Below are 20,515 nucleotides of genomic sequence, written 5' to 3' on the forward strand. Positions count from 1 at the left end.
AAAAAATGAAACTTATGCGTGTTGGTCCGAAGGGGCAAGAACGACCCGTCATTCTTGATGCAGACGGTATTTATCGGGACATTTCCGCTCACATTGGTGATCTAACGGGAGACAAGTTGGGCGCTGAAACACTCACAAAACTACAAGCGTTGGACTTGTCGACTTTGCCCGAGTTAGATGCGAATGAGCGCATTGGTGCATGTGTCGCCAATGTTGGAAAATTTATCTGCATAGGGCTCAATTATGCCGACCACGCAGCAGAGTCGGGCCTTGATGTTCCATCTGAGCCCGTGATGTTTATGAAGGCAACTTCCGCTATCATCGGCCCAAATGATGATGTTGAAATCCCGCGCAACTCTACCAAAACGGACTGGGAAGTCGAATTGGGTGTTGTGATCGGCCAAGAGGCTAAGTATGTGGAAGAGGCGGACGCCCTTGACTATGTTTCTGGCTACTGCGTGATCAACGATCTGTCCGAGCGCGAATTCCAGATAGAACGGCAAGGGCAGTGGGTCAAAGGAAAATCTGCAGATACATTTGGGCCAATTGGTCCATATCTCGTGACCAAAGACGAAATTGCTGACCCTCAAAACCTAGATATGTACTTAGAAGTCAACGGTGCACGCCATCAAAGCGGTAATACTAAAACCATGGTGTATGGGGTTGCGCACCTCGTGGCTTATGTTTCTCAGTTTATGAGCCTACAACCCGGCGACATTATTTCAACCGGCACACCTCCGGGCGTTGGTTTGGGCATGAACCCGCCAGTTTACCTTAAGCCAGGTGATAAAATGAAACTTGGTATTCAGGGATTGGGTGAACAGCAACAAACTGTCATTCAAGGATAGGAGAGGTCGCCATGTCCCCATTAATCGACACGCATCAACATCTAATGTACCCGAAGCAATTCGGTTATTCGTGGGCAAATGAACTGCCAGTTCTTCATGAGAAACAGTATGATGTCTCTTCGTACGAAGCGTTGGCAGGTGGTCAAGTTTCTGCATCAGTTTTTATGGAAACAGGTGTTGATGAAAATGACTATCGCGACGAGACTGAGTTTGCAATCAGCCTCGCTCGCGATCCGTCGAACAACACCGTTGGTGTAATTGCCGCAGCGTTTCCTGAGCATACAGAAGAGTTTGAACAGTGGCTTGAACAAACCGTCGATGAGCCTTTGATACTGGGCTATCGCAGAATTTTGCATGTCGTGGACAATTCTGTTTCGAAAGATGCTGCGTTTCGCAAAAATGTGCGTCGAATTGGTGCGCACGAAAAGACATTCGATATGTGTTTTCTAGAAGCGCAACTCGATGTGGCGAATGCATTTGCCGCAGCATGTGACAATACCCAACTTGTTCTTGACCATTGTGGTGTGCCTAATATTGCAAATGGCGATTACAAGTTTTGGAAATCACAAATTGCAGAACTCGCAAAAATGGATCACGTAGCTTGCAAAATATCGGGCTTGGTTGCGTATTGCGCACCTGATCAGGATCGTGAAGTCGCTGTCCGGCCATATATTGAATTTGTCGTTGAACAATTTGGTGCTGATCGTTGCGTTTGGGGCAGCGATTGGCCAGTCGTCAACATGGCAGAAGGTCTGCCTGACTGGTTGAACGTAACGAAGCGCATCTTGGGCGAAGAAACGATCGAAACGCAATCAAAGATATTCTCAGAGAATGCTCGATCAATTTATGGGGTTGCTGTTTGAACATCAGCACTTGTGAGCGTCATGTAGTCTGCCATTGGGGTTAGACGGTAAGAACTCTTAGCAAACAAAGACACCAAGGGCCTACGCACATCAGCAAATTGCAATTTCGCATAATATATATTATGGAACTTATAGGTAAAGCCGAGTGTTGTTACAGCAAGGACTTGATTAGATTAGGTTCCTGCTACGCACGAGAACCAATTGCGCTTCTTAGGTATTATCCGGCGATACGTATCCGCAAACCGTCAAACGCCGGCTCAACATGTTCCGGTGTTTCATTCCGCACGGTCTCGTAGTCCAAGTCGATATGCATGTTTGTAAGATATGCTTGTCCAGGTTTGAACCGTACGATCCAATGCAAAGCATCGTCGAGCGAAAAATGGCTTGGATGTGGTGTGCGCCGCAGCGCGTCGATAATCCAGACATCTAGACCACTCAGTGCACTGAACGAAGAATTTGGAATGTCCGAAACGTCGCAAGAATATGCGAGATTCTTGATGCGAAATCCAAGCGAACGGATACTGCCATGTTCCTGGTCAAAAGCGTGCAGGGTGATTGCACCGCCCTCACCGTCAATCTTTACCGACTGACCAGCGACAATCTCGTTGCCGTTGAGAATTGGCGGATATGGACTACCGACAGGTGCCTGAAAACAATAACCAAATGCCGAGTGCAAACGATCTAAAGTTGGCTTGTTTGCATAAACTTCAACACGTTTTCGATCGTTCAACGCCAACACACGCAGATCGTCTATGCCATGTGTATGGTCGGCATGATCGTGTGTATAAAAAACGGCGTCAACACTTGGCACATTCGCATCAAGTAGCTGCTCTCGAATATCGCACCCGGTGTCGATTAACACATTGGTTTGACCGCCATTTTCAGCCGTTGCAGTAATTAGAAGCGAACACCGCCGCCGCCGATTCTTGGAGTTCGTCGGGTCGCAATCTCCCCAATTCCCGCCAACACGTGGCACGCCGCCAGAGGATCCGCAGCCAAGGATTGTCACATCGATGGTTTGCCTAGAACTCATCCGGCCGCCTTTGAGAACAAACGGTCAAAATTGGTGGTAGTCTGCGCTGCAAACTCCTCGTAAGAGACACCTAAGTCAGCCGCTAAATATTCAGCGGTGTGGCGCACAAAACTCGGCTCGTTGGACTTGCCGCGATGCGGAACGGGCGCCAAATACGGTGCATCGGTTTCTACCAAAATACGCTCATTTGGAACCGCGTGGGCCGCATCACGAATGGATTGTGCAGATTTGAACGTTGCAATGCCTGAAAATGAAACATATCCACCTAGCTCAACGCCGATCTTGGCCAACTCCAACCCAGCAGAAAAACAATGCAAAACAAAGGGAAAGCTCCCCTTTTTGGTTTCTTCTTGCAGGATTTTGATTGTGTCGTCGTCTGCTGAGCGAGTGTGGATCACCAACGGCAATTGGGTGATACGCGCAGCTTCAATGTGGCGACGAAAACCAACTTCTTGGGCATCGCGTGGCGCATTGTCATAATGATAATCTAAACCTGCCTCGCCGATCGCAATGCACTTGGGGTGCTGCGCCAATTCAACGAGCTGCTCGGTGGTGACGTCGAGCTCTTCGTCTGCATTGTGTGGATGCGTGCCAACAGAGCAAAACACATTGTCATTTTGCTCAGCGATACGTTTGATTTGATCGAACTTTTTGACGCGCGTGCAGATGGTCACCATGCGGTCGACACCAGCATCCTTGGCACGCGCCAGAACGCCTTCAAAGTCATCCTGAAGTGCATCAAAGTCTAAGTGGCAGTGGCTATCAACGAGCATTGAAGTCCTTACGCGTCCTTGTCAAATCGCTGGAACACGGGGCTCGGCGCAGGCAATTCGGTACCTGAAGCGATCATGTGGTCATCGCCAACATGTGCAAACATGCGCTTGTCTTGTTCAATAGCCAGCATATCCAAAAACTTCGCGGCAGAATCCGGTACAATCGCTTGTGCCTGAATGGCAAGCCGTCGGATTGCTTCAGCGGTAACATAAAGCACGGTGTTCATACGTTCTGGATCGGTTTTTTTCAGCGCCCATGGTTCCGCATTTGCAAAATAGCGGTTTGCCTCTCCCACGACGTCCCAAATTGCAGAAACGGCAGCATGAACATGGTTTCGATCGATTGCCTTACGACCAACATCAATCGCATCTGCACAAGCTTTTAGAAGCTCTTTGTCATCGTCTGTCAAATTGCCTGGCACGGGGACTTTGCCCTCGCAATTTTTTGCGATCATCGACAAAGACCGTTGCGCCAAGTTTCCAAAATCATTGGCCAAATCGGCATTGCAGCGCAGAATAAACTTCTCTCGGCCATAGTCGCCATCATTGCCAAAATTTACTTCGCGCAAGAAGAAGAAGCGCACCGGATCAACGCCAAAATCATCAATAATTTCAAATGGATCAACGACATTCCCAAGCGACTTTGACATCTTTTGTCCGTCATTGGTCAAAAAGCCATGCGCAAACACACGTTTTGGCAACTCGATACCGGCAGACATCAAAAACGCGGGCCAGTAGACCGCATGAAAACGAATGATGTCTTTGCCGATCACATGAACATCTGCAGGCCAATATTTCTTAAAATCGGCACTTTCAATGTCTGGATAGCCAACTCCAGTCAAATAATTGGTGAGTGCATCAACCCAAACATACATCACGTGCCCATCAATATTTGGCACGGGAATTCCCCAATCAAACGTGGTGCGCGAAATCGAGAGGTCGTTTAGGCCAGACTTCACAAACGAGGTGATTTCATTCTTGCGTGATGCAGGACCTATGAAATCTGGATTATCCTCATAGAGCTTAAGCAAGCGATCGCCAAACGCTGAGAGCCGGAAAAAGAAACTTGCTTCTTCCACCCATTCAACGGCTGTCCCTTGAGGCGAGAGTTTTTCACCGCCCTCACCTTCAACAAGTTCACTCTCGTCATAATATGCTTCGTCGCGAACCGAATACCAGCCGGCGTATTTGCCTTCATAGATGTCGCCATTTTCTAGCATCTTGTTCCAAATGGCTTGGCTGGCCTTGTGGTGCCGTTCCTCGGTTGTGCGAATAAACACATCGTTAGATAGGTTCAACGCTTCTGCAAGGCGTTGAAATTGGGCTGAGTTTTTGTCTGCCAACTCCTTTGGCGTCATGCCTTGAGCCTCAGCCGTTTGGGCCATTTTGATTCCGTGTTCGTCAGTGCCGGTCAAAAATCGTACGTCATATCCATCAAGTCGTTTGAATCGAGCCATGGCGTCGGTGCCCGCCATCTCATAAGCATGGCCAATATGCGGCACGCCATTTGGATAGTGGATCGCGGTTGTGATGTAATAGGTTTTGTCGGTCATGTGCTCGGTTCAACGTTTATGGGCGCCGCGCGATCTAAGTCGCGAATTGCGTCCAATATCATGATTATTGTTTGTTTCTTGTCGAGATTGAAAACGGCTTGATCTCGCAGCTGTTCGCCTGTCTTTTCCCATACAGACAAAGCGTTGGCAAGCACCGGATTTTGTCGATCGGTCACTGCAAGATGTTTAATTCGCCAAGCAATGGAATTCTCGAGCATTTCGAGCGCCATCGGCCATATTGCTTCGTCTTTGGATTGCGCCAAGGATGCTCCAATTTGCAGCACGTCAGCATCACCGCCCATCGATGGTTGTTGCAGCCAGTTGCCAAGTGCACGAAGCGTTGGGTCAGCGGAAGCAAGTACCGCCTCCAACGCTTTTCGAGGCCGACCGCGTGCAATGTCCAAAATCGACGTCATTTTTGCATCAATTTCAGGTGTCGAAAATTCTGAAACCACTTGCGTCACTTGCTCATCAGAGAGGACACCAAGTCGCAACAATCGACACCGTGAGCGGATTGTAGGTAATATCCGTCCCAATTGATTGCACGTAAGTAAAAACAAGGCATTTGCAGGCGGTTCTTCAAGTGTTTTCAGAAGAGCATTCGCCGCATTTGCGTTTAGGTCGTCAATGCTATCGACAATGCAAATACGTAAGCCCGCGGTCGCTGCACTGGTCTGAAAGAACTTCATCGCATTGCGCACAACATCAACTCCGGTATTGGCCGCGAATTTCCCCGTTTTGTGGTTGAATGCCCGACGAATGATTTTCAGGTTGGGGTGCGCTCCTGTTGCAACCATCTCGGCTACACGAGTCGGTGTTTCGTCTCCAGTAAGCGTGAAAAGTTCTCGCGCTAGGTCAAACGCAAATGTCGCCTTGCCAATGCCCTTTTGGCCGGAAATCAACCAAGCATGGTGCAATTTTCCTGCTGCATGTGCGTCCAACAGCATTGCTTTTGCGTCAACGTGCCCGACAAGCGATTGCTGGACTTCCGGCGGCGGTATGCCCGGCAGCTGATCAGCGTGTTGAGCGTATTCCTGCTCCGCCATTAGGCTGCCAATTCTGAAAAGCGCTCAGAGACTTTTGCCCAGATGTCGCTTTCCATATCGCTCACACTCTGCGTGCCATCAACAACGACGAACCGTTCGGGGTTCGAGCGCGAAATGTCCAAGAAATTTCTACGCAAGCGGCGGTGCCACTCAATATTTTCTTTTTCGTAGCGATCAGGCGGCAGATTCAATCCATCTTCTGCGGCACGCTTCCGGACGCGCTCAAACGCTAGTTCAGGGTCCATGTCGATCAGAATGGTCAAATCCGGTGTCGCGCCATTTAAGGCTAATGTTTCAAGCGCATCGATCAATTCGTCTGGCACGCCACCAGTTAGCCCCTGGTAGGCCCGCGTTGAATCGCAAAAGCGATCTGACAAAACCCATTTGTCGCTTTCAAGATTTGGCTTGATCATCGAGTTGACATGGTCAAGACGCGCGGCGGCAAACAAAATTGCCTCAGCACTTGGGCCCCATTGCTCCGATTTGCCTTGTAACAGAAACGAACGAATGGCTTCTGCTCTTGGCGTCCCACCCGGTTCGCGCGTGCGCACCGCTTCTATTTCGCGCTTGATGAGATTGGCGACCAATCGTTTGATCTGCGTGGACTTGCCAACACCTTCGCCACCCTCAAATGTAATAAATTTCGCCGTCATTTGAGTGCGGTCAACCTCTGTGTCCATTTACTTGGCTGAGTGCAATCAAAGCCAGCCAAAAGCCAATTCTTTTAAAGCATCCGTAGCGCGGCGAACAAGACCACCCTGCTCCACCGTTTCTGCGGCATAAAGAGGCGAGGATTGTATAAGGTTGTCGTCACACCAAACTTGGAGCGATGCCACTTCCTGACCTTGGTCGATCGGTGGAATCAATGGCCCATTGTACACAATTTTTGCAGATAAACAGCGCTTTGAACCCTTGGGTACATAAAGGTCAATTCGCCCATCACCGGTCAAGCCAACTTTTGGTTTTTCCCCACCATAGACAGGTATCTCACCAACGAGTTCGCCGTCGTCAAATGCCTCAAATCGTTCAAAGTTGCGAGACCCCCAAGTAACAAGTTTCCTTGCTTCTTCACTTCGTTCCTTTTTTGAGGACATGCCATGCAAAACGGCAATAAGTCGACGTCCGTTTTCTGTCGTACTGGCTACAATGCCATATCCTGCAGATTCTGTGTGTCCTGTTTTCAGCCCATCAACGCCGATTCCATCGTCAAGCAATGTGTTTCGGTTTCCTTGTTTGATGTTGTTCCATTCAAAATCTGGCTCGGCAAAAATTGGATAATACTCTGGATAGTTCTTGATAATATATCGGGCTAGATTGCCTAGATCGCGGGCAGATACGTACATTGTTGGGTCCGGCAATCCCGTTGAATTTGCAAACTCAGAATTCTCCAATCCAAGGTCCTGGGCCTTCTCGTTCATCATCCTCACGAACGACAACTCAGTTCCACCAATGGCTTCAGCTATCGCAATGCTGGCATCATTTCCCGATTGGATGATGATAGAGCGTATGATGTCTTCAACTGCAACTTTGCTGTCCAGCTCCGCAAACATTGTCGACCCACCAGAAGCCGCGCCACCTTCTCGCCATGCCTTTTCAGAAATAAAGACCTCATCATCCATGCGCAGCTGGCCGCGCTTGAGCTGTTCAAAGGCGATTGCAATGGTCATCAGCTTAGCCATGGAAGCAGGTTCCATGCGCTCATCAGCATTCTTTTGGTAAAGTACTGTGCCAGATTGATAATCCATCAGCACGGCGAACTTGGCTTTAGTATCAAATTCAAGCTGAGCAAAGGCATTGCTCAAAAGCGCGATCCAGATCGCGGTTCCCAAACATACAAATCTACTCAAGCGGCAAAACATAGCCGTCATAAATCTATTTACCTGCCCGCGCAGGTCCTCCCGCAGGTCAAATCGAATATATTGATATTCTGCTTTTTAGATTTATTACAGCACGAAGTCGCTTAGGCCAAGGTGTTGTGCAAGATCATTTACATCTTGGTTGCTCACGCCAGGGCGTAGTTTTTCCAAAAACACTTGGGTCGCTGGTTTGCCGGCAACTGTTGTTGGGCGCAAGTCAACGATGCCCAGCAGTGCAAGTTCTTGCCCAACTCTGTGCGCAGCTTCGTCCGAAGAAAATACGCCAACCGAACGATTTACACTCAAGAAGCCGCGCTCTTTATGTTCTCGCCAAGCGTCAAGTTCAACCGATGTCGAGCCCATATTCTCGATCGCCGCATGCGCTGCATTGACCGGCTCTGCTCCCGTTTGAGTGTATGATGAAACAAGTAAGTCAAACGCGTCGCTGTCAAATCCCGGCATTTCGGTCATAACCGTTCTTGTTGGCGGTGTTGGTGCCGCGGCGGTGGTTTGGAGTTGTTCCAATGACATGCTGGCTAGTTTTGAACCTGCAAATGCCAATTGAATGCGGCCGCGCTCCATATCGGTTGGTTTGTTGATGCTCGCCAGTAGGAAACGTGTATCGTCACCGTTTAGCGGCGCCTTACCCACATATTGTACGCGCACTTTTGCTGTGCCTTGTTGTTTAAACTGCAAGACATCAGCGGTTTTGCTGGAAAGATCAATCAACCGACCATGTGCAAACGGCCCACGATCATTAACGCGAACTAGCGCGGATCGCCCGTTCGAAAGGTTGGTTACGCGAACATATGACGGCAAAGGCAATGTTGGGTGCGCTGCACTAAGCATGTTTTGGTCATAAATTTCGCCGTTCGCTGTTAGGCGTCCGTGAAAATTTGGTCCATACCAAGAAGCCGTGCCAGTCTTATCATAGTTGGGTTGCTCTTTTGGGTGATACCATTTGCCAGCAACTTTGTATGGTTTGCCGACTTGATATCGACCGCCGCCCTTTTTGACGCGAGCACCGCTGGTCAAACGTGGAGAAGCAGCAACGCCATACTCGGAAGACGAGAATTTGGTTTTGTTATTGACCAATGGATTGTTGAACAGCGCATCTGTCCCGCCACAAGCTGCAAGCGTAGGTAGCGCTAAGCCAAGCAGGATCGCCAAACGAGCATTTCGTTTCAAGTTCTTAAAAATCATAGGTACGTACACAAAACTTCCAACCGATATGACCAATTTTATACATGTTTTTGGCCCTTAATTACCAACGACGATCGCCAGCATGGTTGCCGCAAACTTAATTTTGGCTTTCTTAACTAGAAATAAGGCGAACATGTGTCACCATCGTGCATCAAAAATGATGATATAAAGCTTTCTTTATATCTAAAATGTGGTATTAGAACCAACAAGATGACTCGTGAAAGTGACAACCAGACATGAATAAACTTCAGAAACTGCTAGATGAACGCGGCATTTTGCTGGCTGACGGCGCCACCGGGACAAATCTGATTCCGATGGGTTTGGATTCTGGCCAAGCTCCTGAAGCATGGAATTTCGATCACATTGACAGGATTGAAACACTTCACCAATCATTTATCGATGCGGGTTCTGATATCCTTGTCACGAACAGTTTTGGCGGAACGGCACGTCGTCTCCATCTCCACCAACTTGATGATCGCGTTGTCGAAGTCAACGAAGCTGCCGCAACAATCGCAGGCAATCTTGTTGCGAAATCTGGACGCGAAATTGTGGTTGCAGGTTCTGTTGGTCCAACCGGCGATTTGCTGTTTCCGCTCGGAGAACTCACCTATGAAGGTGCGGTCGAAGCCTTTATCGAACAGATGACGGGTCTCAAAAAAGGTGGAGCTGACGTCGCGTGGATTGAAACTATGTCCTCCCCCGAAGAAATTGATGCAGCAATTGAAGCGGCAAACGAGGTTGGCCTTGATTATGTTGTGACCGCGAGTTTTGATACCGCTGGTAAAACAATGATGGGCCTGTCACCGGCCGACTTCGGTGACACAATGAGCGCAAAAGATCCAAAACCCCTCGCCTTCGGTTCAAACTGTGGCGTCGGTGCATCTGATTTGTTGGTCGCCGCAATCGATTTGGTCGCGCATTCTGGTGGCGTTCCAGTTGTCGCAAAAGCAAATGCGGGAATCCCAAAAATCGCGGGCGACAAAGTTGTTTATTCCGGATCGCCAGAATTGATGGGCGACTATGCAAAACTTGCGATGAATTTGGGTGTGTCCATCATTGGTGGGTGTTGCGGTAACAGTCCGGCCCACGTAAAAGCGATGGCAGATGCCGTGCGTACGCACAATGGCGGCGATGCACCAACCGCCGAAGATATCATTGAGACATTGGGGCCATTGGTGTCGCCAAAGTCAGAAAAAACAACCGACCGCAGCTCAAGACGCCGCCGTCGCTCGTAACGCTTCAGTATTTGTTGATAGGGATTTTTGATTATGGCCGACGAAGAAGACGATATCATCCTGTCTGAACTCAGCGACGAAGAGCTTGCTGAACAAATGCAAGATGACCTTTATGATGGTCTCAAAGACGAAATCATGGAAGGTGTGAACATCTTTCTAGAGCGTGGTTGGGCACCATACGATATTCTGACCAAAGTGCTTGTCGCTGGCATGAAGACAGTTGGTGACGATTTCCGGGATGGCATTTTGTTTGTTCCTGAGGTGTTGCTGGCGGCGAACGCTATGAAGGGCGGCATGGGCATCTTACGTCCGTTGCTTACCGAAACTGGCGCGCCCAAAATGGGCAAGATGGTTGTTGGGACCGTTAAAGGCGACATCCACGATATTGGCAAAAACCTTGTTGGCATGATGATGGAAGGCGCAGGCTTTGAAGTCATCGATTTGGGTATCAATACTGATGTTGACCAATTCCTAGCCGCAATTGATGAGCACAAACCCGACATTCTCGGCATGTCTGCGCTGCTCACGACAACAATGACCTATATGAAAGTGGTCATTGAGACGCTGAAAGAAAAAGGTATTCGCGACGACCTATTTGTTATTGTTGGCGGTGCGCCACTCAATGAGGAATTTGGCGAAGCGATTGGCGCTGACGCTTATTGTAAGGATGCAGCGATTGCGGTTGAAACGGCGAAACGCCTAGTTTCACAAGCTGCTTAAGGCAAAATGAACAATCAAACCTTGGTTTCAAATGTCGGCAAGACGGGCCTTGTGGCTTGTGGTGCGTTGGCCCGCGAAATCCTGACGATCCAGAAACAGCTGGGAACGGATGTTTTCGAAACACGTTTTTTACCTGCCAGCTTGCATAATCGACCTAGCGAAATCCCCGCTGCTGTGGATGGTGTGTTGGAAGAGCTGTCCGAAAGCTGTGATCGGCTCTTAGTCGGTTACGGCGATTGCGGCACAGCCGGAAAGCTCGATGAAGTCATTGAAAAGCATAATGCTTCGCGGATTGACGGCGCGCATTGCTATGCGTTTTTTCTTGGCCTTGAGCAGTTTGACAGTTTGCAGGAAAGCGAACCGGGCACCTTCTATCTAACAGACTATTTGGTTCGTCAGTTTGACACTCTTGTTTTCAAACCGCTCGGCCTCGATAGGCATCCAGAGCTTTTAGAGGCATATTTCGGCAACTACACACGGCTCGTCTATCTGGCTCAGACTGAGGATCACAAACTGGTAGACAAAGCCAAAGAGGCCGCGGGTCGACTTGGCCTTCGATTTGAACACCAAAATACACAATTTGGATTGCTCGACGATTTCATAAAAGGAGCGGCATGAATTATGTCAGTTATCGTAATTTATTGGCGTGATATTCCAACTCAAGTCACCTTTGGCAAAGGCCGCAAGGCGATAAAACGCCCCCTCGCCGATCGGTTCATGGTCGCTGTCGACAAAGCCGCAATGGAAAGCGGCGCTGAAGATACCGAAAGCTACTTGGAAGAATGGCGTCGTGAAACAATAGAAATTGGGGAAGAAGCGCCGACAGATGCGGTAGAGCGCATTGCAAATGAGCTTGAAGAGCAATTTCCAACCAAAACACTTGCAGATATCGCCCGCAATGGCGGCCACCTAATAGAAAGCTAAGCCAAAATGACCGTACGCACTGTCCTTTCATCACCCACCAAAGAAGTTGCAATTGGTTTCGACCAACCATTTTGTGTGATTGGTGAACGCATCAACCCAACCGGGCGCAAAAAGCTGGCAGCTGAAATGAAAGAGCACGACTACACAACTGTGCAAGCCGATGCTTTGGCCCAAGTTGCCGCAGGCGCGCACGTTTTGGACGTGAATGCCGGTGTGCCTTTGGCAGACGAACCAAAAATTCTGGCTGAATGCATTCAGCTCGTGCAAAGCCTGACAGATGTTCCAATTTCAATTGATAGCTCAATCATCGACGCGCTTGAAGCTGGCCTAGCTGTTTATCAAGGCAAACCCCTTGTGAACTCTGTGACCGGTGAAGACGAGTCTTTAGAACGCGTTTTGCCGTTGGTGAAAAAATATGGCGCTGCCGTTGTTGCAATATCCAACGATGAGACGGGCATTTCAACTGATCCAGACGTGCGCTACGCCGTTGCAAAGAAGATTGTCGAACGCGCCCAAGACCATGGAATTCCAAAAGAAGACGTGGTTGTTGATCCGCTCGTTATGCCTATTGGCGCGATGAATGATGCAGGTAAGCAGGTTTTTGCACTACTCCGTCGTTTACGTGAAGAACTGCAGGTGAACACAACTTGTGGCGCATCCAATGTCGGATTTGGCATTCCAAATCGTCAATTGATGACAGGGCACTTTATCGCTATGGCCGCTGGCCACGGCATGACTTCCGCAATTATGAGCCCCTTGCACAAAGAGCAGATGGACGCCGTCCGAGCAGCCAATGTATTGAACGGATTGGACCCAGATTGTGCCGAATGGTTGCGTGCCAACCGCCCTGTGGTTGAAGGCGAAGAAGTAGCCGGTCGTGGCCGTCGTTCTGGCCGTCGGCGTCGGGGATAAGCTACTGTGAACGCTCAACAAACTGATGCACTAGTCGTATTTCAGCCGTCGGGCCGCAAGGGTCGTTTCCCTGTTGGAACGCCATTGCTGGATGCTGCGCGTGAGTTGGGCGTTTACGTAGAGAGCGTATGTGGCGGACGAGGCATCTGCGGAAAGTGCCAAGTGTCTGTCGCGGAAGGGCATTTCGCAAAATTCAACATTGAAAGCCGCGAAAATGCCCTTTCGGAGAAAGGGTTTAAAGAACAACGCTATGATGAAAAGCGTGGTCTGGCAGATGGGCATCGCCTCTCCTGTTCCGCGACACTTCAAGGCGACGTCGTCATTGAAATACCAGATGCTTTCAAGGTCGCCGGGCAAACGATCCGCAAGGACGCAGACACTATCGGTATGGTGCGGCAGCCCGCGGTACGCCTTTATTATGTTGAGGTTGAGAAGCCTGACATGCACAACCCGCTGGGCGATGCTGAGCGGCTGATCAAGGCAATCCGCGAGCGGTTCGATTTGGGCGAGATATCTGTTGCACATCACCTGAAACGTGATTTGCAGAAACTGCTTCGCAAAGCAAATTGGGAAGTCACGGTAGCCATTCATAACCCAGATCAGCGTCCCGAAATCGTGGCTATCTTTCCGGGATATTCTGAGAATTTATCAGGACTGGCTGTCGACATTGGATCAACAACGATTGCGGCCCATTTAACCGACTTGATGAGTGGCGAAATTCTGGCCTCAGCAGGTGTCGCGAACCCACAGATACGGTTTGGCGAAGACTTAATGTCGCGCGTTTCCTATGTGATGATGAATGACAACGGCCAAGAAAACCTCACAAAGGCCGTGGTGGACGCGGTCAATGGTTTGGTTGACCAACTTCTCGAATTAGCTGGAAAAGATCGCGAAAGCCTTCTGGATGCCGTTTTTGTTGCAAACCCAGTAATGCATCACCTGTTCCTTGGTTGGGACCCGACAGAAATTGGCCAAGCTCCCTTTGCATTGGTGCAATCTGATGCAGTGCATTGCAGCGCTGCCGACATCGGCTTGAACATGCCCCAAGGTGCATCAGTTTATCTATTGCCGCTTATTGCTGGCCATGTGGGCGCTGACGCGGCGGCTGTGCTGTTGGCGCAACATCCAGAAACGGCCCCTCACCCGACATTAGTTGTGGATGTAGGCACCAACGCTGAAATTGCGCTTTGGGATGGCCGACAGCTTTTGGCTGCTTCTTCTCCTACGGGCCCCGCTTTTGAAGGGGCGGAAACGTCGTGCGGACAACGAGCTGCACCAGGCGCCATTGAACGCATTCGCATTGATCGTGAAACACTGAAATGCCGGTACAAGATTATCGGCACTGAAGAATGGTCAGACCATCCTGAGTTTGCTGAAAAATCAAAAGAAACTGGCGTCACCGGTATTTGTGGTTCAGGCATAATTGAGATCATTGGTGAAATGCTCTTGGCCGGCATTCTATCGCAAGATGGTATTATCCGTTCGCCACAAAATGAAGTCGAGGAAGCTGTATTAAAGCCGAATGGACGGACATGGAGTTTCATTGTCAATGAAGGCACGCCGCATATTGAGGTGACGCAAAACGATGTGCGCGCAATTCAATTGGCCAAGGCAGCTTTGTATGCAGGTGTGAAGCTATTGATGCAGAAGTCCGGCATTACGGAAGTTGGCGAAATTCGGCTTGCAGGCGCATTTGGATCCTACATCAATCCCGCTTATGCAATGCTATTGGGGCTCGTGCCCGATTGTGATGTCGATAAGGTCAAGGCCGTTGGCAACGCCGCGGGACAAGGCGCTCTCATTGCGTTGCTCGACGTGAACGCGCGCGAGCGGATTGAAGAGACTGTGCGGCAGGTCACCAAAGTCGAAACAGCGTTGGAAGCTTCCTTCCAAGATTTGTTTGTCGCCGCAATGGGGCTGCCTAACTCCCAAGACCCATTCGTGCGCACACGAGCGCATTTTGAAATGCAAGACTTTGTTCCCGCTGAAAGCACCAACGAAGGCGGACGACCGCGTCGTCGCGGTCGCAATCGTTCAAGATAAGGTTCGTTGTGCTTCTAGCGAGCTTCGAGCTTGTCAATGCGCCTTTGATGTCGACCGCCTTCGAAGGACGTATCAAGCCAAGTGCGCACAATCAAATCAAGATCAGCCTCCGCAATCATGCGCTGGCCAAGCGACAAAACGTTCGCATCATTGTGTCGGCGTGACATTTCTGCAGACAGTGCATCCCAAACGACAGCCGCCCGTATTCCTTTGACTTTGTTTGCAGCGATTGCTTCGCCATTGCCAGAACCACCTAACACGATGCCCCGATCAGCGTCTCCCGCTGCGACAGCGTCGGCAACGGGAAAAATGAAATCCGGATAGTCACAGGACTGGTCACTAAAGGCGCCGTGGTCCGTCACTTCGTGACCCAGAGCGCGCAGCAGGACTTTGATCTTCTCTTTGTAATCATAACCCGCGTGATCAGTTCCAATAGCAATGTGCATTATTTCTTTACGCCGTTAAATCACTGGGAGGTGTTAGCCCGTTAGCCAAACATGCTGTTGTAACAGTGTTTGCCAAAAGGCATGCAATCGTCATCGGTCCAACACCGCCGGGTACAGGGGTAATTGCGCCCGCGACTTTCGCAGCTTCCGAATATTCAACATCGCCGACAAGTTTCGTTTTGCCTTCACCCTTTTCAGGCGCATTAACGCGGTTGATGCCCACGTCGATTACGGTAGCACCGGGCTTAATCCAATCGCCCTTCACCATTTCTGGTCGACCAACGGCGGCAACAATGATATCTGCCGCGGCGCAAATGGCGGGTAGGTCTTGCGTGCGTGAGTGCGCAATTGTCACTGTAGCGCTATCGCGCAGCAACAACGCGCCCATGGGCTTGCCGACTAGATTAGAACGACCAATCACCACGGCATTTTTGCCACTTAAGTCGCCTAGTTCGTCACGCAACAGCATCAAGCTGCCCAATGGGGTGCATGGCACGGGACCTGGTAAACCAATGGCGACTTTGCCAACATTTTCTGGGCTAAAGCAATCAACGTCTTTTGCTGGGCTAAGTGCATTAATGATCTTGTTTTCATCGATGTGCTTTGGCACAGGCAACTGACACAGTATTCCATTGACGTCGTCGCGATTATTGAGCTCTTCGATGAGTGCCAACACTTCATCTTCCGATACGTCCTCAGGCAATTCATATTTAAATGAATTCATGCCCACTTCTTTGGTTTGGCGCGCCTTGTTGTTCACATAGACTTGGCTCGCCGGGTCATGGCCCACAATAATTACGGCCAACCCCGGAGTAATCCCATGTTCGCTTTTAAGACGTGCAACATGCTCTGCAATCCGTTCCCGCAAACCGGCCGCGAACGCTTTTCCGTCAATAATCTTTGCTGTCATTTTTTCACCCTAGATTATTCATTAGCAAATGATTTTACGATGATACCCAACTGTTCAATTGTTTCCCGAATGCGCTTGGCAAGTTGAACGGCATGTTCATTATCGCCGTGCAAACACAAAGACTGTGCGGGCAGGTTTATCTGATTTCCTGAAATCGTTGTGACCGTTCCTGAAGTCAGAAGTTGTTCGACATGGCTGACGACGTCTTTGTCCTTTGTAAGGACAGCGCCTTCAATCGACCGAGACGCAAGCAAACCTTCGTCAGTATACGCCCGATCAGCGAATGCTTCCGCAATCACAGGCAAACCAAGATTGGTCGCCGCGTCTACTTGTTTTGAATTGGCAATGGTCAGAATTGGCATGTCGGAGCGAACAGATTTTACAGCGCGATATGCATTCTCGGCCAAGTCGCGATCTGCAGCCGTCATGTTGGCAAGAGCGCCATGTAATTTAACGTACGAGGGGGAAGTGCCAGCTTTTTGTGCCCAATGCTCAAAGCGTTCGAGCTGCCTTACGATCTGATCTTGTAACTCGTCAGCGGAAAGCTCCAATTGTCGCCGGCCAAAATGCTCTTTGTCTTCAAATCCGGGATGCGCACCAATTGCCACATCATTTTCCAGGGCTAAAGATATAGACCGTTGGATTGTCTCATCGTCCCCAGCATGTCCACCACATGCGATATTGGCGCTCGAGACATAGTTCATCATTTGGGGATCGTTCCCGGTGCCTTCACCCAAATCCGCATTGAGATCAATCCACCGCATCCCTCTTATGCCCCCATCATTGCTTTGTGGGCTTTCTCAAGTGTCGTTGAGACGAAGCTGATTTCGGTGTTTGGTCGCAATTGACTGACATAATCCAGATCGGCATCGATAATCGTTGCGATGCGTGGATATCCACCAATGGGCTGATGGTCGCGCATCAAAATGACCGGTGTACCATCACCAAGGATTTGGATATCCCCTGGCACCACCGCGTCTGACACAATGTTTTTATGTGCAGAAATATCAAATCGCCGTCGGTCATCGTTTAGCCGAAAGCCCATACGGTCAATGGAGTTTGATATCTTAAATGGCGCTTCGAACAATGCAGCCCACATCTGAGGTCCCAGAAGATCCGCGTGCAGCCCTGCCAGCACACGAACCACATTGCCTGTTCGCCCATTTGAAGGCTTTGCGAACCCAGCATTTTCTCTTAACACCACGCCTTCGCCAAACGTGATTTCATCCCCTTTGGCAAGCGCGCGCCCATCTAGCCCGCCAACACCTGCGGCAAGATTTGTTGATTTGCTTCCCATCACCAATGGTATGTCGAGGCTTTCCGCAAACCGAATATAGCCGTAGTTCCCAGCCCTACCTGTGGTTATTGAAACCCGATCGCCACCTGTGAGTAACAGCAGCGACGGCCAGTTTTTTACTTCACCATTTTGCGTGATTTGAAATTCGCCACCGTCGACGGCGCACTCCATTGGCGGTCCAGAATAGGTAAACTCGACGCCCAGCATTGTGAATTCAATAACAGATTGGCTGCCCTGCCCGTCTAATGCGTTGGCGGTGTTTAAGAAGGCACGGCGGTCCATCGGGCCACTTGCGGACAAACCAAATAGGAGCCCTTCAGGGCGCCCTGCATCTTGAATGGTAGAGTTCGGCGAAATGCGCTCAATTTTGATTGAACTGATCATAGAGAATTCACCGCTCGGAATTGTACTAATTCGCCTGGATTTACTTGAATTGGTTTTTCGGCCGTTGGGTCAAAATTTCGAAAATTGGATTGCCCAATAACATGCCACCCTGTTCGAATAGGCCGCGACGTGATGGCCGTCTGGCCAGCGGCGAACAATATCGAACCGGCTGGCACATTTTCCTGGACCTTGTCCCGGCGAGAAACACGCATATCCTCATCATGCAATCCGAGATAAAGAAATCCGGGAGAAAACCCTAACGCCAGCGCATGCAGCGGCTCGCGAATATGGTTGTTTACAAATGTTTCGGCTTGAACCCCCAGCGTTTCGCACACTTCAGCCAAACATGGCCCTTCGTCGCCACCATATTTTACATCTATCACGTGCTGGACTGGCGGCTCAATTCTCTCTTTGCCATTGAAATTACTCATTAAAAGCATGATTTGATTTTTCAAATCGGCAACGGGCGTTTTCTTTGGGTCATAATGCACGATCACCGACACCAGATTAGAAGCACAACCTTCAATTGCCGCGCCAAGTTTGGCGCGACAAATCTCAGCAAATGCCTGAGCATTGTAATTGGTTTTGAGATCAAGCGTATTGCCAAAACGGATTAGCAACGCATGATCGCCAAGCGGAATAAGGCGGGAGATGATTTCATTGGATTGAAACTGTCTCGTCACCTTAATCATCCTCCGATTGCGCCGCTAGAACAACCCTTGTATTTCGCCATTGGCGTCTAAATGGATTGCCTCGGCCGATGGTTTGCGTGGCAAACCGGGCATTGTCATAATGTCACCGCATACAGCAACAACAAAGCCTGCACCAGCAGAAAGCCGCACTTCACGCACAGGAATTGCATGTCCAGTTGGCGCGCCGCGTAAATTCGGGTCGGTTGAGAAGGAATACTGGGTTTTTGCCATACAGACTGGCAAATTTCCATAACCAGCGGCTTCCCATTCACGCAGTTGATTCTCGATCTTTTTATCGATCACAACTTTGTCTGCGCGATAGATGTCTTTGGCGATTTTTTCAATTTTGCCCAAAAGCGGCAGATCATCCTCATAAAGCGGTTTGAAGTTACTTTCACCACTTTCAGCAATTTCGACGATCCGATTTGCCAATTCAATTGTGCCTTCAGAACCTTTTTCCCAATGCTGGCAAAGGATTGCTTCTGCACCAACTGATCTTGCATAATCTTTGATCGCCTGCACTTCGGCATCAGTATCTGAAACAAAGTGGTTGATGGCGACAACTGCAGGTACGCCAAATTTCTGGATGTTTTCAATATGCCGACCAAGGTTTGCGCAGCCGCGAACCAAAGCATCCACATCTTCATTACCCAATGCATCTTTTGCCACACCGCCATTCATCTTGAGCGCGCGGATAGTCGCAACGATGACAACTGCAGAGGGTTCGAGTCCCGCCTTGCGGCATTTAATGTCGAAGAATTTTTCAGCGCCTAAATCGGCACCAAATCCCGCCTCTGTAACCACATAGTCTGCAAGCTTTAGCGCAGTCTTTGTCGCAATTACAGAGTTACACCCATGCGCGATATTGGCAAACGGCCCACCGTGAATAAATGCTGGGTTGTTCTCGAGCGTTTGCACCAGGTTTGGTTGCATTGCTTGCTGCAACAACACGGTCATCGCCCCATCAGCTTTAATGTCACGACAATAAACCGGTGTTTTGTCCCGTCGATAGGCTACAATGATGCCGCCGAGGCGTTTTTGTAGATCTTCCAAGTCATTAGCCAAACAAAGGATGGCCATGATTTCGGAAGCCACGGTAATATCAAAACCCGCTTCTCTCGGATAACCATTGGCGACACCACCAAGCGAAGCCACAATTGAACGCAGAGCACGGTCGTTCATATCAATCACTCGACGCCATGTGATACGGCGAATGTCGATTTGCTCTTCATTGCCCCAATATACATGATTGTCGAGCATTGCTGACAACAGGTTATGCGCCGAGGTAATAGCGTGGAAATCACCTGTGAAGTGCAAATTAATGTCTTCCATCGGCACGACTTGCGCATATCCACCGCCTGCAGCGCCGCCTTTCATGCCAAAACATGGGCCAAGTGATGGTTCGCGAATGCAGATTGTTGCGTTTTTACCGATCTTGTTTAGGCCATCGCCCAAGCCCACGGTGGTGGTGGTTTTCCCCTCGCCCGCAGGTGTTGGGTTGATGGCGGTCACAAGGATCAGTTTGCCATCTTTCTTGCCTTCAAGTGACTTGATGAACTCTTCAGAAATCTTTGCTTTGTCGTGACCAAATGGCAGGAGGTGAGAATTGTCGATGCCGAGTTTTGCGCCGATTTCGGCAATAGGTTTTTTGACCGCGGCGCGCGCGATCTCAATGTCTGACTTATATGTCATAAATATCCGTGTCCCCAGAGTAGTCTTTGTTTTGTCATGCGCACTTTGTGCACGCTTGGGGAGGATTAAACGCAAAGCTTGTTGC

21 protein-coding genes are annotated in these 20,515 nt (G+C 49.7%); 8 read left to right on the forward strand and 13 right to left on the reverse strand.

The window, feature by feature from the left end:
• The first annotated feature begins 5 nt into the window (after positions 1-5).
• Complete coding sequence (locus QQL65_RS13235; RefSeq protein WP_284365310.1) at positions 6-848, forward strand: fumarylacetoacetate hydrolase family protein; 843 nt, start codon at positions 6-8, stop codon at positions 846-848.
• 11 nt (positions 849-859) lie between these two features.
• Positions 860-1,711, forward strand: coding sequence for an amidohydrolase family protein (locus QQL65_RS13240; protein ID WP_284365311.1), 852 nt, complete (start codon positions 860-862; stop codon positions 1,709-1,711).
• Positions 1,712-1,928: 217 nt separating this feature from the next.
• Here QQL65_RS13240 and QQL65_RS13245 read toward each other — a convergent pair whose 3' ends face one another.
• From QQL65_RS13245 to QQL65_RS13275, 7 genes are all read right to left on the reverse strand, one after another.
• On the reverse strand, positions 1,929-2,744 hold the full coding sequence (locus tag QQL65_RS13245) for an MBL fold metallo-hydrolase (protein ID WP_284365312.1): 816 nt from the start codon (positions 2,742-2,744) through the stop codon (positions 1,929-1,931).
• On the reverse strand, positions 2,741-3,517 hold the full coding sequence (locus QQL65_RS13250; RefSeq protein WP_284365313.1) for a TatD family hydrolase: 777 nt from the start codon (positions 3,515-3,517) through the stop codon (positions 2,741-2,743). The genes QQL65_RS13245 and QQL65_RS13250 overlap by 4 nt, the downstream gene beginning before the upstream one ends.
• A gap of 8 nt (positions 3,518-3,525) precedes the next feature.
• The gene (gene metG, locus QQL65_RS13255) at positions 3,526-5,070 is read right to left on the reverse strand and encodes a methionine--tRNA ligase (RefSeq protein WP_284365314.1); all 1,545 of its coding nucleotides are present in this window, start codon (positions 5,068-5,070) and stop codon (positions 3,526-3,528) included.
• A complete protein-coding gene (locus tag QQL65_RS13260) occupies positions 5,067-6,116 on the reverse strand; it encodes an AAA family ATPase (protein ID WP_284365315.1) in 1,050 nt (349 codons plus the stop codon). Before QQL65_RS13260 ends, metG begins: the two co-directional genes overlap by 4 nt.
• Positions 6,116-6,769, reverse strand: a complete 654-nt coding sequence (tmk, locus tag QQL65_RS13265; RefSeq protein WP_284365316.1) for a dTMP kinase — start codon at positions 6,767-6,769, stop codon at positions 6,116-6,118. Before tmk ends, QQL65_RS13260 begins: the two co-directional genes overlap by 1 nt.
• 45 nt (positions 6,770-6,814) lie before the next feature.
• Positions 6,815-7,918 (reverse strand): D-alanyl-D-alanine carboxypeptidase family protein, encoded by a 1,104-nt coding sequence (locus QQL65_RS13270; RefSeq protein WP_284365317.1) that lies wholly within the window; start codon positions 7,916-7,918, stop codon positions 6,815-6,817.
• Positions 7,919-8,059: 141 nt separating this feature from the next.
• The gene (locus tag QQL65_RS13275) at positions 8,060-9,187 is read right to left on the reverse strand and encodes a septal ring lytic transglycosylase RlpA family protein (protein WP_284365318.1); all 1,128 of its coding nucleotides are present in this window, start codon (positions 9,185-9,187) and stop codon (positions 8,060-8,062) included.
• Positions 9,188-9,411: 224 nt separating this feature from the next.
• Here QQL65_RS13275 and bmt point away from each other — a divergent pair, with 224 nt between their 5' ends.
• The 6 genes from bmt to QQL65_RS13305 are packed head-to-tail and all read left to right on the forward strand — an operon-like array spanning position 9,412 to position 15,009.
• A complete protein-coding gene (gene bmt, locus QQL65_RS13280) occupies positions 9,412-10,410 on the forward strand; it encodes a betaine--homocysteine S-methyltransferase (protein WP_284365319.1) in 999 nt (332 codons plus the stop codon).
• A gap of 33 nt (positions 10,411-10,443) precedes the next feature.
• A complete protein-coding gene (locus QQL65_RS13285) occupies positions 10,444-11,130 on the forward strand; it encodes a corrinoid protein (protein ID WP_284365321.1) in 687 nt (228 codons plus the stop codon).
• A 6-nt stretch (positions 11,131-11,136) separates the two neighbouring features.
• A complete protein-coding gene (locus QQL65_RS13290) occupies positions 11,137-11,748 on the forward strand; it encodes a DUF1638 domain-containing protein (RefSeq protein WP_284365323.1) in 612 nt (203 codons plus the stop codon).
• A 3-nt stretch (positions 11,749-11,751) separates the two neighbouring features.
• The gene (locus tag QQL65_RS13295) at positions 11,752-12,054 is read left to right on the forward strand and encodes a virulence factor (RefSeq protein ID WP_284365325.1); all 303 of its coding nucleotides are present in this window, start codon (positions 11,752-11,754) and stop codon (positions 12,052-12,054) included.
• 6 nt (positions 12,055-12,060) lie between these two features.
• Entirely contained in the window at positions 12,061-12,966 is a 906-nt protein-coding gene (locus QQL65_RS13300; RefSeq protein WP_284365326.1) for a dihydropteroate synthase, read from the forward strand.
• Between the two features lie 6 nt (positions 12,967-12,972).
• Positions 12,973-15,009 (forward strand): ASKHA domain-containing protein, encoded by a 2,037-nt coding sequence (locus QQL65_RS13305; protein ID WP_284365327.1) that lies wholly within the window; start codon positions 12,973-12,975, stop codon positions 15,007-15,009.
• 14 nt (positions 15,010-15,023) lie between these two features.
• On the opposite strand, the gene rpiB is transcribed toward QQL65_RS13305, so the two are convergent.
• Genes rpiB through QQL65_RS13335 form a run of 6 tightly spaced genes read right to left on the reverse strand, consistent with a single transcriptional unit; the run spans position 15,024 to position 20,430 of the window.
• Entirely contained in the window at positions 15,024-15,455 is a 432-nt protein-coding gene (gene rpiB / locus QQL65_RS13310) for a ribose 5-phosphate isomerase B (protein ID WP_284365328.1), read from the reverse strand.
• 7 nt (positions 15,456-15,462) lie between these two features.
• Entirely contained in the window at positions 15,463-16,365 is a 903-nt protein-coding gene (folD, locus tag QQL65_RS13315) for a bifunctional methylenetetrahydrofolate dehydrogenase/methenyltetrahydrofolate cyclohydrolase FolD (protein WP_284365329.1), read from the reverse strand.
• A gap of 14 nt (positions 16,366-16,379) precedes the next feature.
• Complete coding sequence (locus QQL65_RS13320; protein WP_284365330.1) at positions 16,380-17,129, reverse strand: 5-oxoprolinase subunit PxpA; 750 nt, start codon at positions 17,127-17,129, stop codon at positions 16,380-16,382.
• Between the two features lie 5 nt (positions 17,130-17,134).
• Positions 17,135-18,046 carry a 5-oxoprolinase subunit C family protein gene (locus QQL65_RS13325; RefSeq protein WP_284365331.1) on the reverse strand — a complete coding sequence of 304 codons (912 nt, stop codon included), beginning with the start codon at positions 18,044-18,046 and terminating at the stop codon, positions 17,135-17,137.
• Entirely contained in the window at positions 18,043-18,729 is a 687-nt protein-coding gene (locus QQL65_RS13330; RefSeq protein WP_284365332.1) for a 5-oxoprolinase subunit B family protein, read from the reverse strand. Before QQL65_RS13330 ends, QQL65_RS13325 begins: the two co-directional genes overlap by 4 nt.
• 24 nt (positions 18,730-18,753) lie before the next feature.
• Positions 18,754-20,430, reverse strand: coding sequence for a formate--tetrahydrofolate ligase (locus QQL65_RS13335; RefSeq protein ID WP_284365333.1), 1,677 nt, complete (start codon positions 20,428-20,430; stop codon positions 18,754-18,756).
• Positions 20,431-20,515 lie beyond the last annotated feature (85 nt).

The organism is Maritalea porphyrae, from assembly GCF_030159895.1.
GTDB classification, from domain to species: Bacteria; Pseudomonadota; Alphaproteobacteria; order Rhizobiales; family Devosiaceae; genus Maritalea; species Maritalea porphyrae.

Coding starts and splice junctions, on each gene's coding strand:
- QQL65_RS13235 (WP_284365310.1), top strand. CDS start 6: ATGAAACTTATGCGTGTTGGTCCGAAGGGGCAAGAACGACCCGTCATT.
- QQL65_RS13240 (WP_284365311.1), top strand. CDS start 860: ATGTCCCCATTAATCGACACGCATCAACATCTAATGTACCCGAAGCAA.
- QQL65_RS13245 (WP_284365312.1), bottom strand. CDS start 2,744: ATGAGTTCTAGGCAAACCATCGATGTGACAATCCTTGGCTGCGGATCC.
- QQL65_RS13250 (WP_284365313.1), bottom strand. CDS start 3,517: ATGCTCGTTGATAGCCACTGCCACTTAGACTTTGATGCACTTCAGGAT.
- metG (WP_284365314.1), bottom strand. CDS start 5,070: ATGACCGACAAAACCTATTACATCACAACCGCGATCCACTATCCAAAT.
- QQL65_RS13260 (WP_284365315.1), bottom strand. CDS start 6,116: ATGGCGGAGCAGGAATACGCTCAACACGCTGATCAGCTGCCGGGCATA.
- tmk (WP_284365316.1), bottom strand. CDS start 6,769: ATGACGGCGAAATTTATTACATTTGAGGGTGGCGAAGGTGTTGGCAAG.
- bmt (WP_284365319.1), top strand. CDS start 9,412: ATGAATAAACTTCAGAAACTGCTAGATGAACGCGGCATTTTGCTGGCT.
- QQL65_RS13285 (WP_284365321.1), top strand. CDS start 10,444: ATGGCCGACGAAGAAGACGATATCATCCTGTCTGAACTCAGCGACGAA.
- QQL65_RS13290 (WP_284365323.1), top strand. CDS start 11,137: ATGAACAATCAAACCTTGGTTTCAAATGTCGGCAAGACGGGCCTTGTG.
- QQL65_RS13295 (WP_284365325.1), top strand. CDS start 11,752: ATGTCAGTTATCGTAATTTATTGGCGTGATATTCCAACTCAAGTCACC.
- QQL65_RS13300 (WP_284365326.1), top strand. CDS start 12,061: ATGACCGTACGCACTGTCCTTTCATCACCCACCAAAGAAGTTGCAATT.
- rpiB (WP_284365328.1), bottom strand. CDS start 15,455: ATGCACATTGCTATTGGAACTGATCACGCGGGTTATGATTACAAAGAG.
- folD (WP_284365329.1), bottom strand. CDS start 16,365: ATGACAGCAAAGATTATTGACGGAAAAGCGTTCGCGGCCGGTTTGCGG.
- QQL65_RS13320 (WP_284365330.1), bottom strand. CDS start 17,129: ATGCGGTGGATTGATCTCAATGCGGATTTGGGTGAAGGCACCGGGAAC.
- QQL65_RS13325 (WP_284365331.1), bottom strand. CDS start 18,046: ATGATCAGTTCAATCAAAATTGAGCGCATTTCGCCGAACTCTACCATT.
- QQL65_RS13335 (WP_284365333.1), bottom strand. CDS start 20,430: ATGACATATAAGTCAGACATTGAGATCGCGCGCGCCGCGGTCAAAAAA.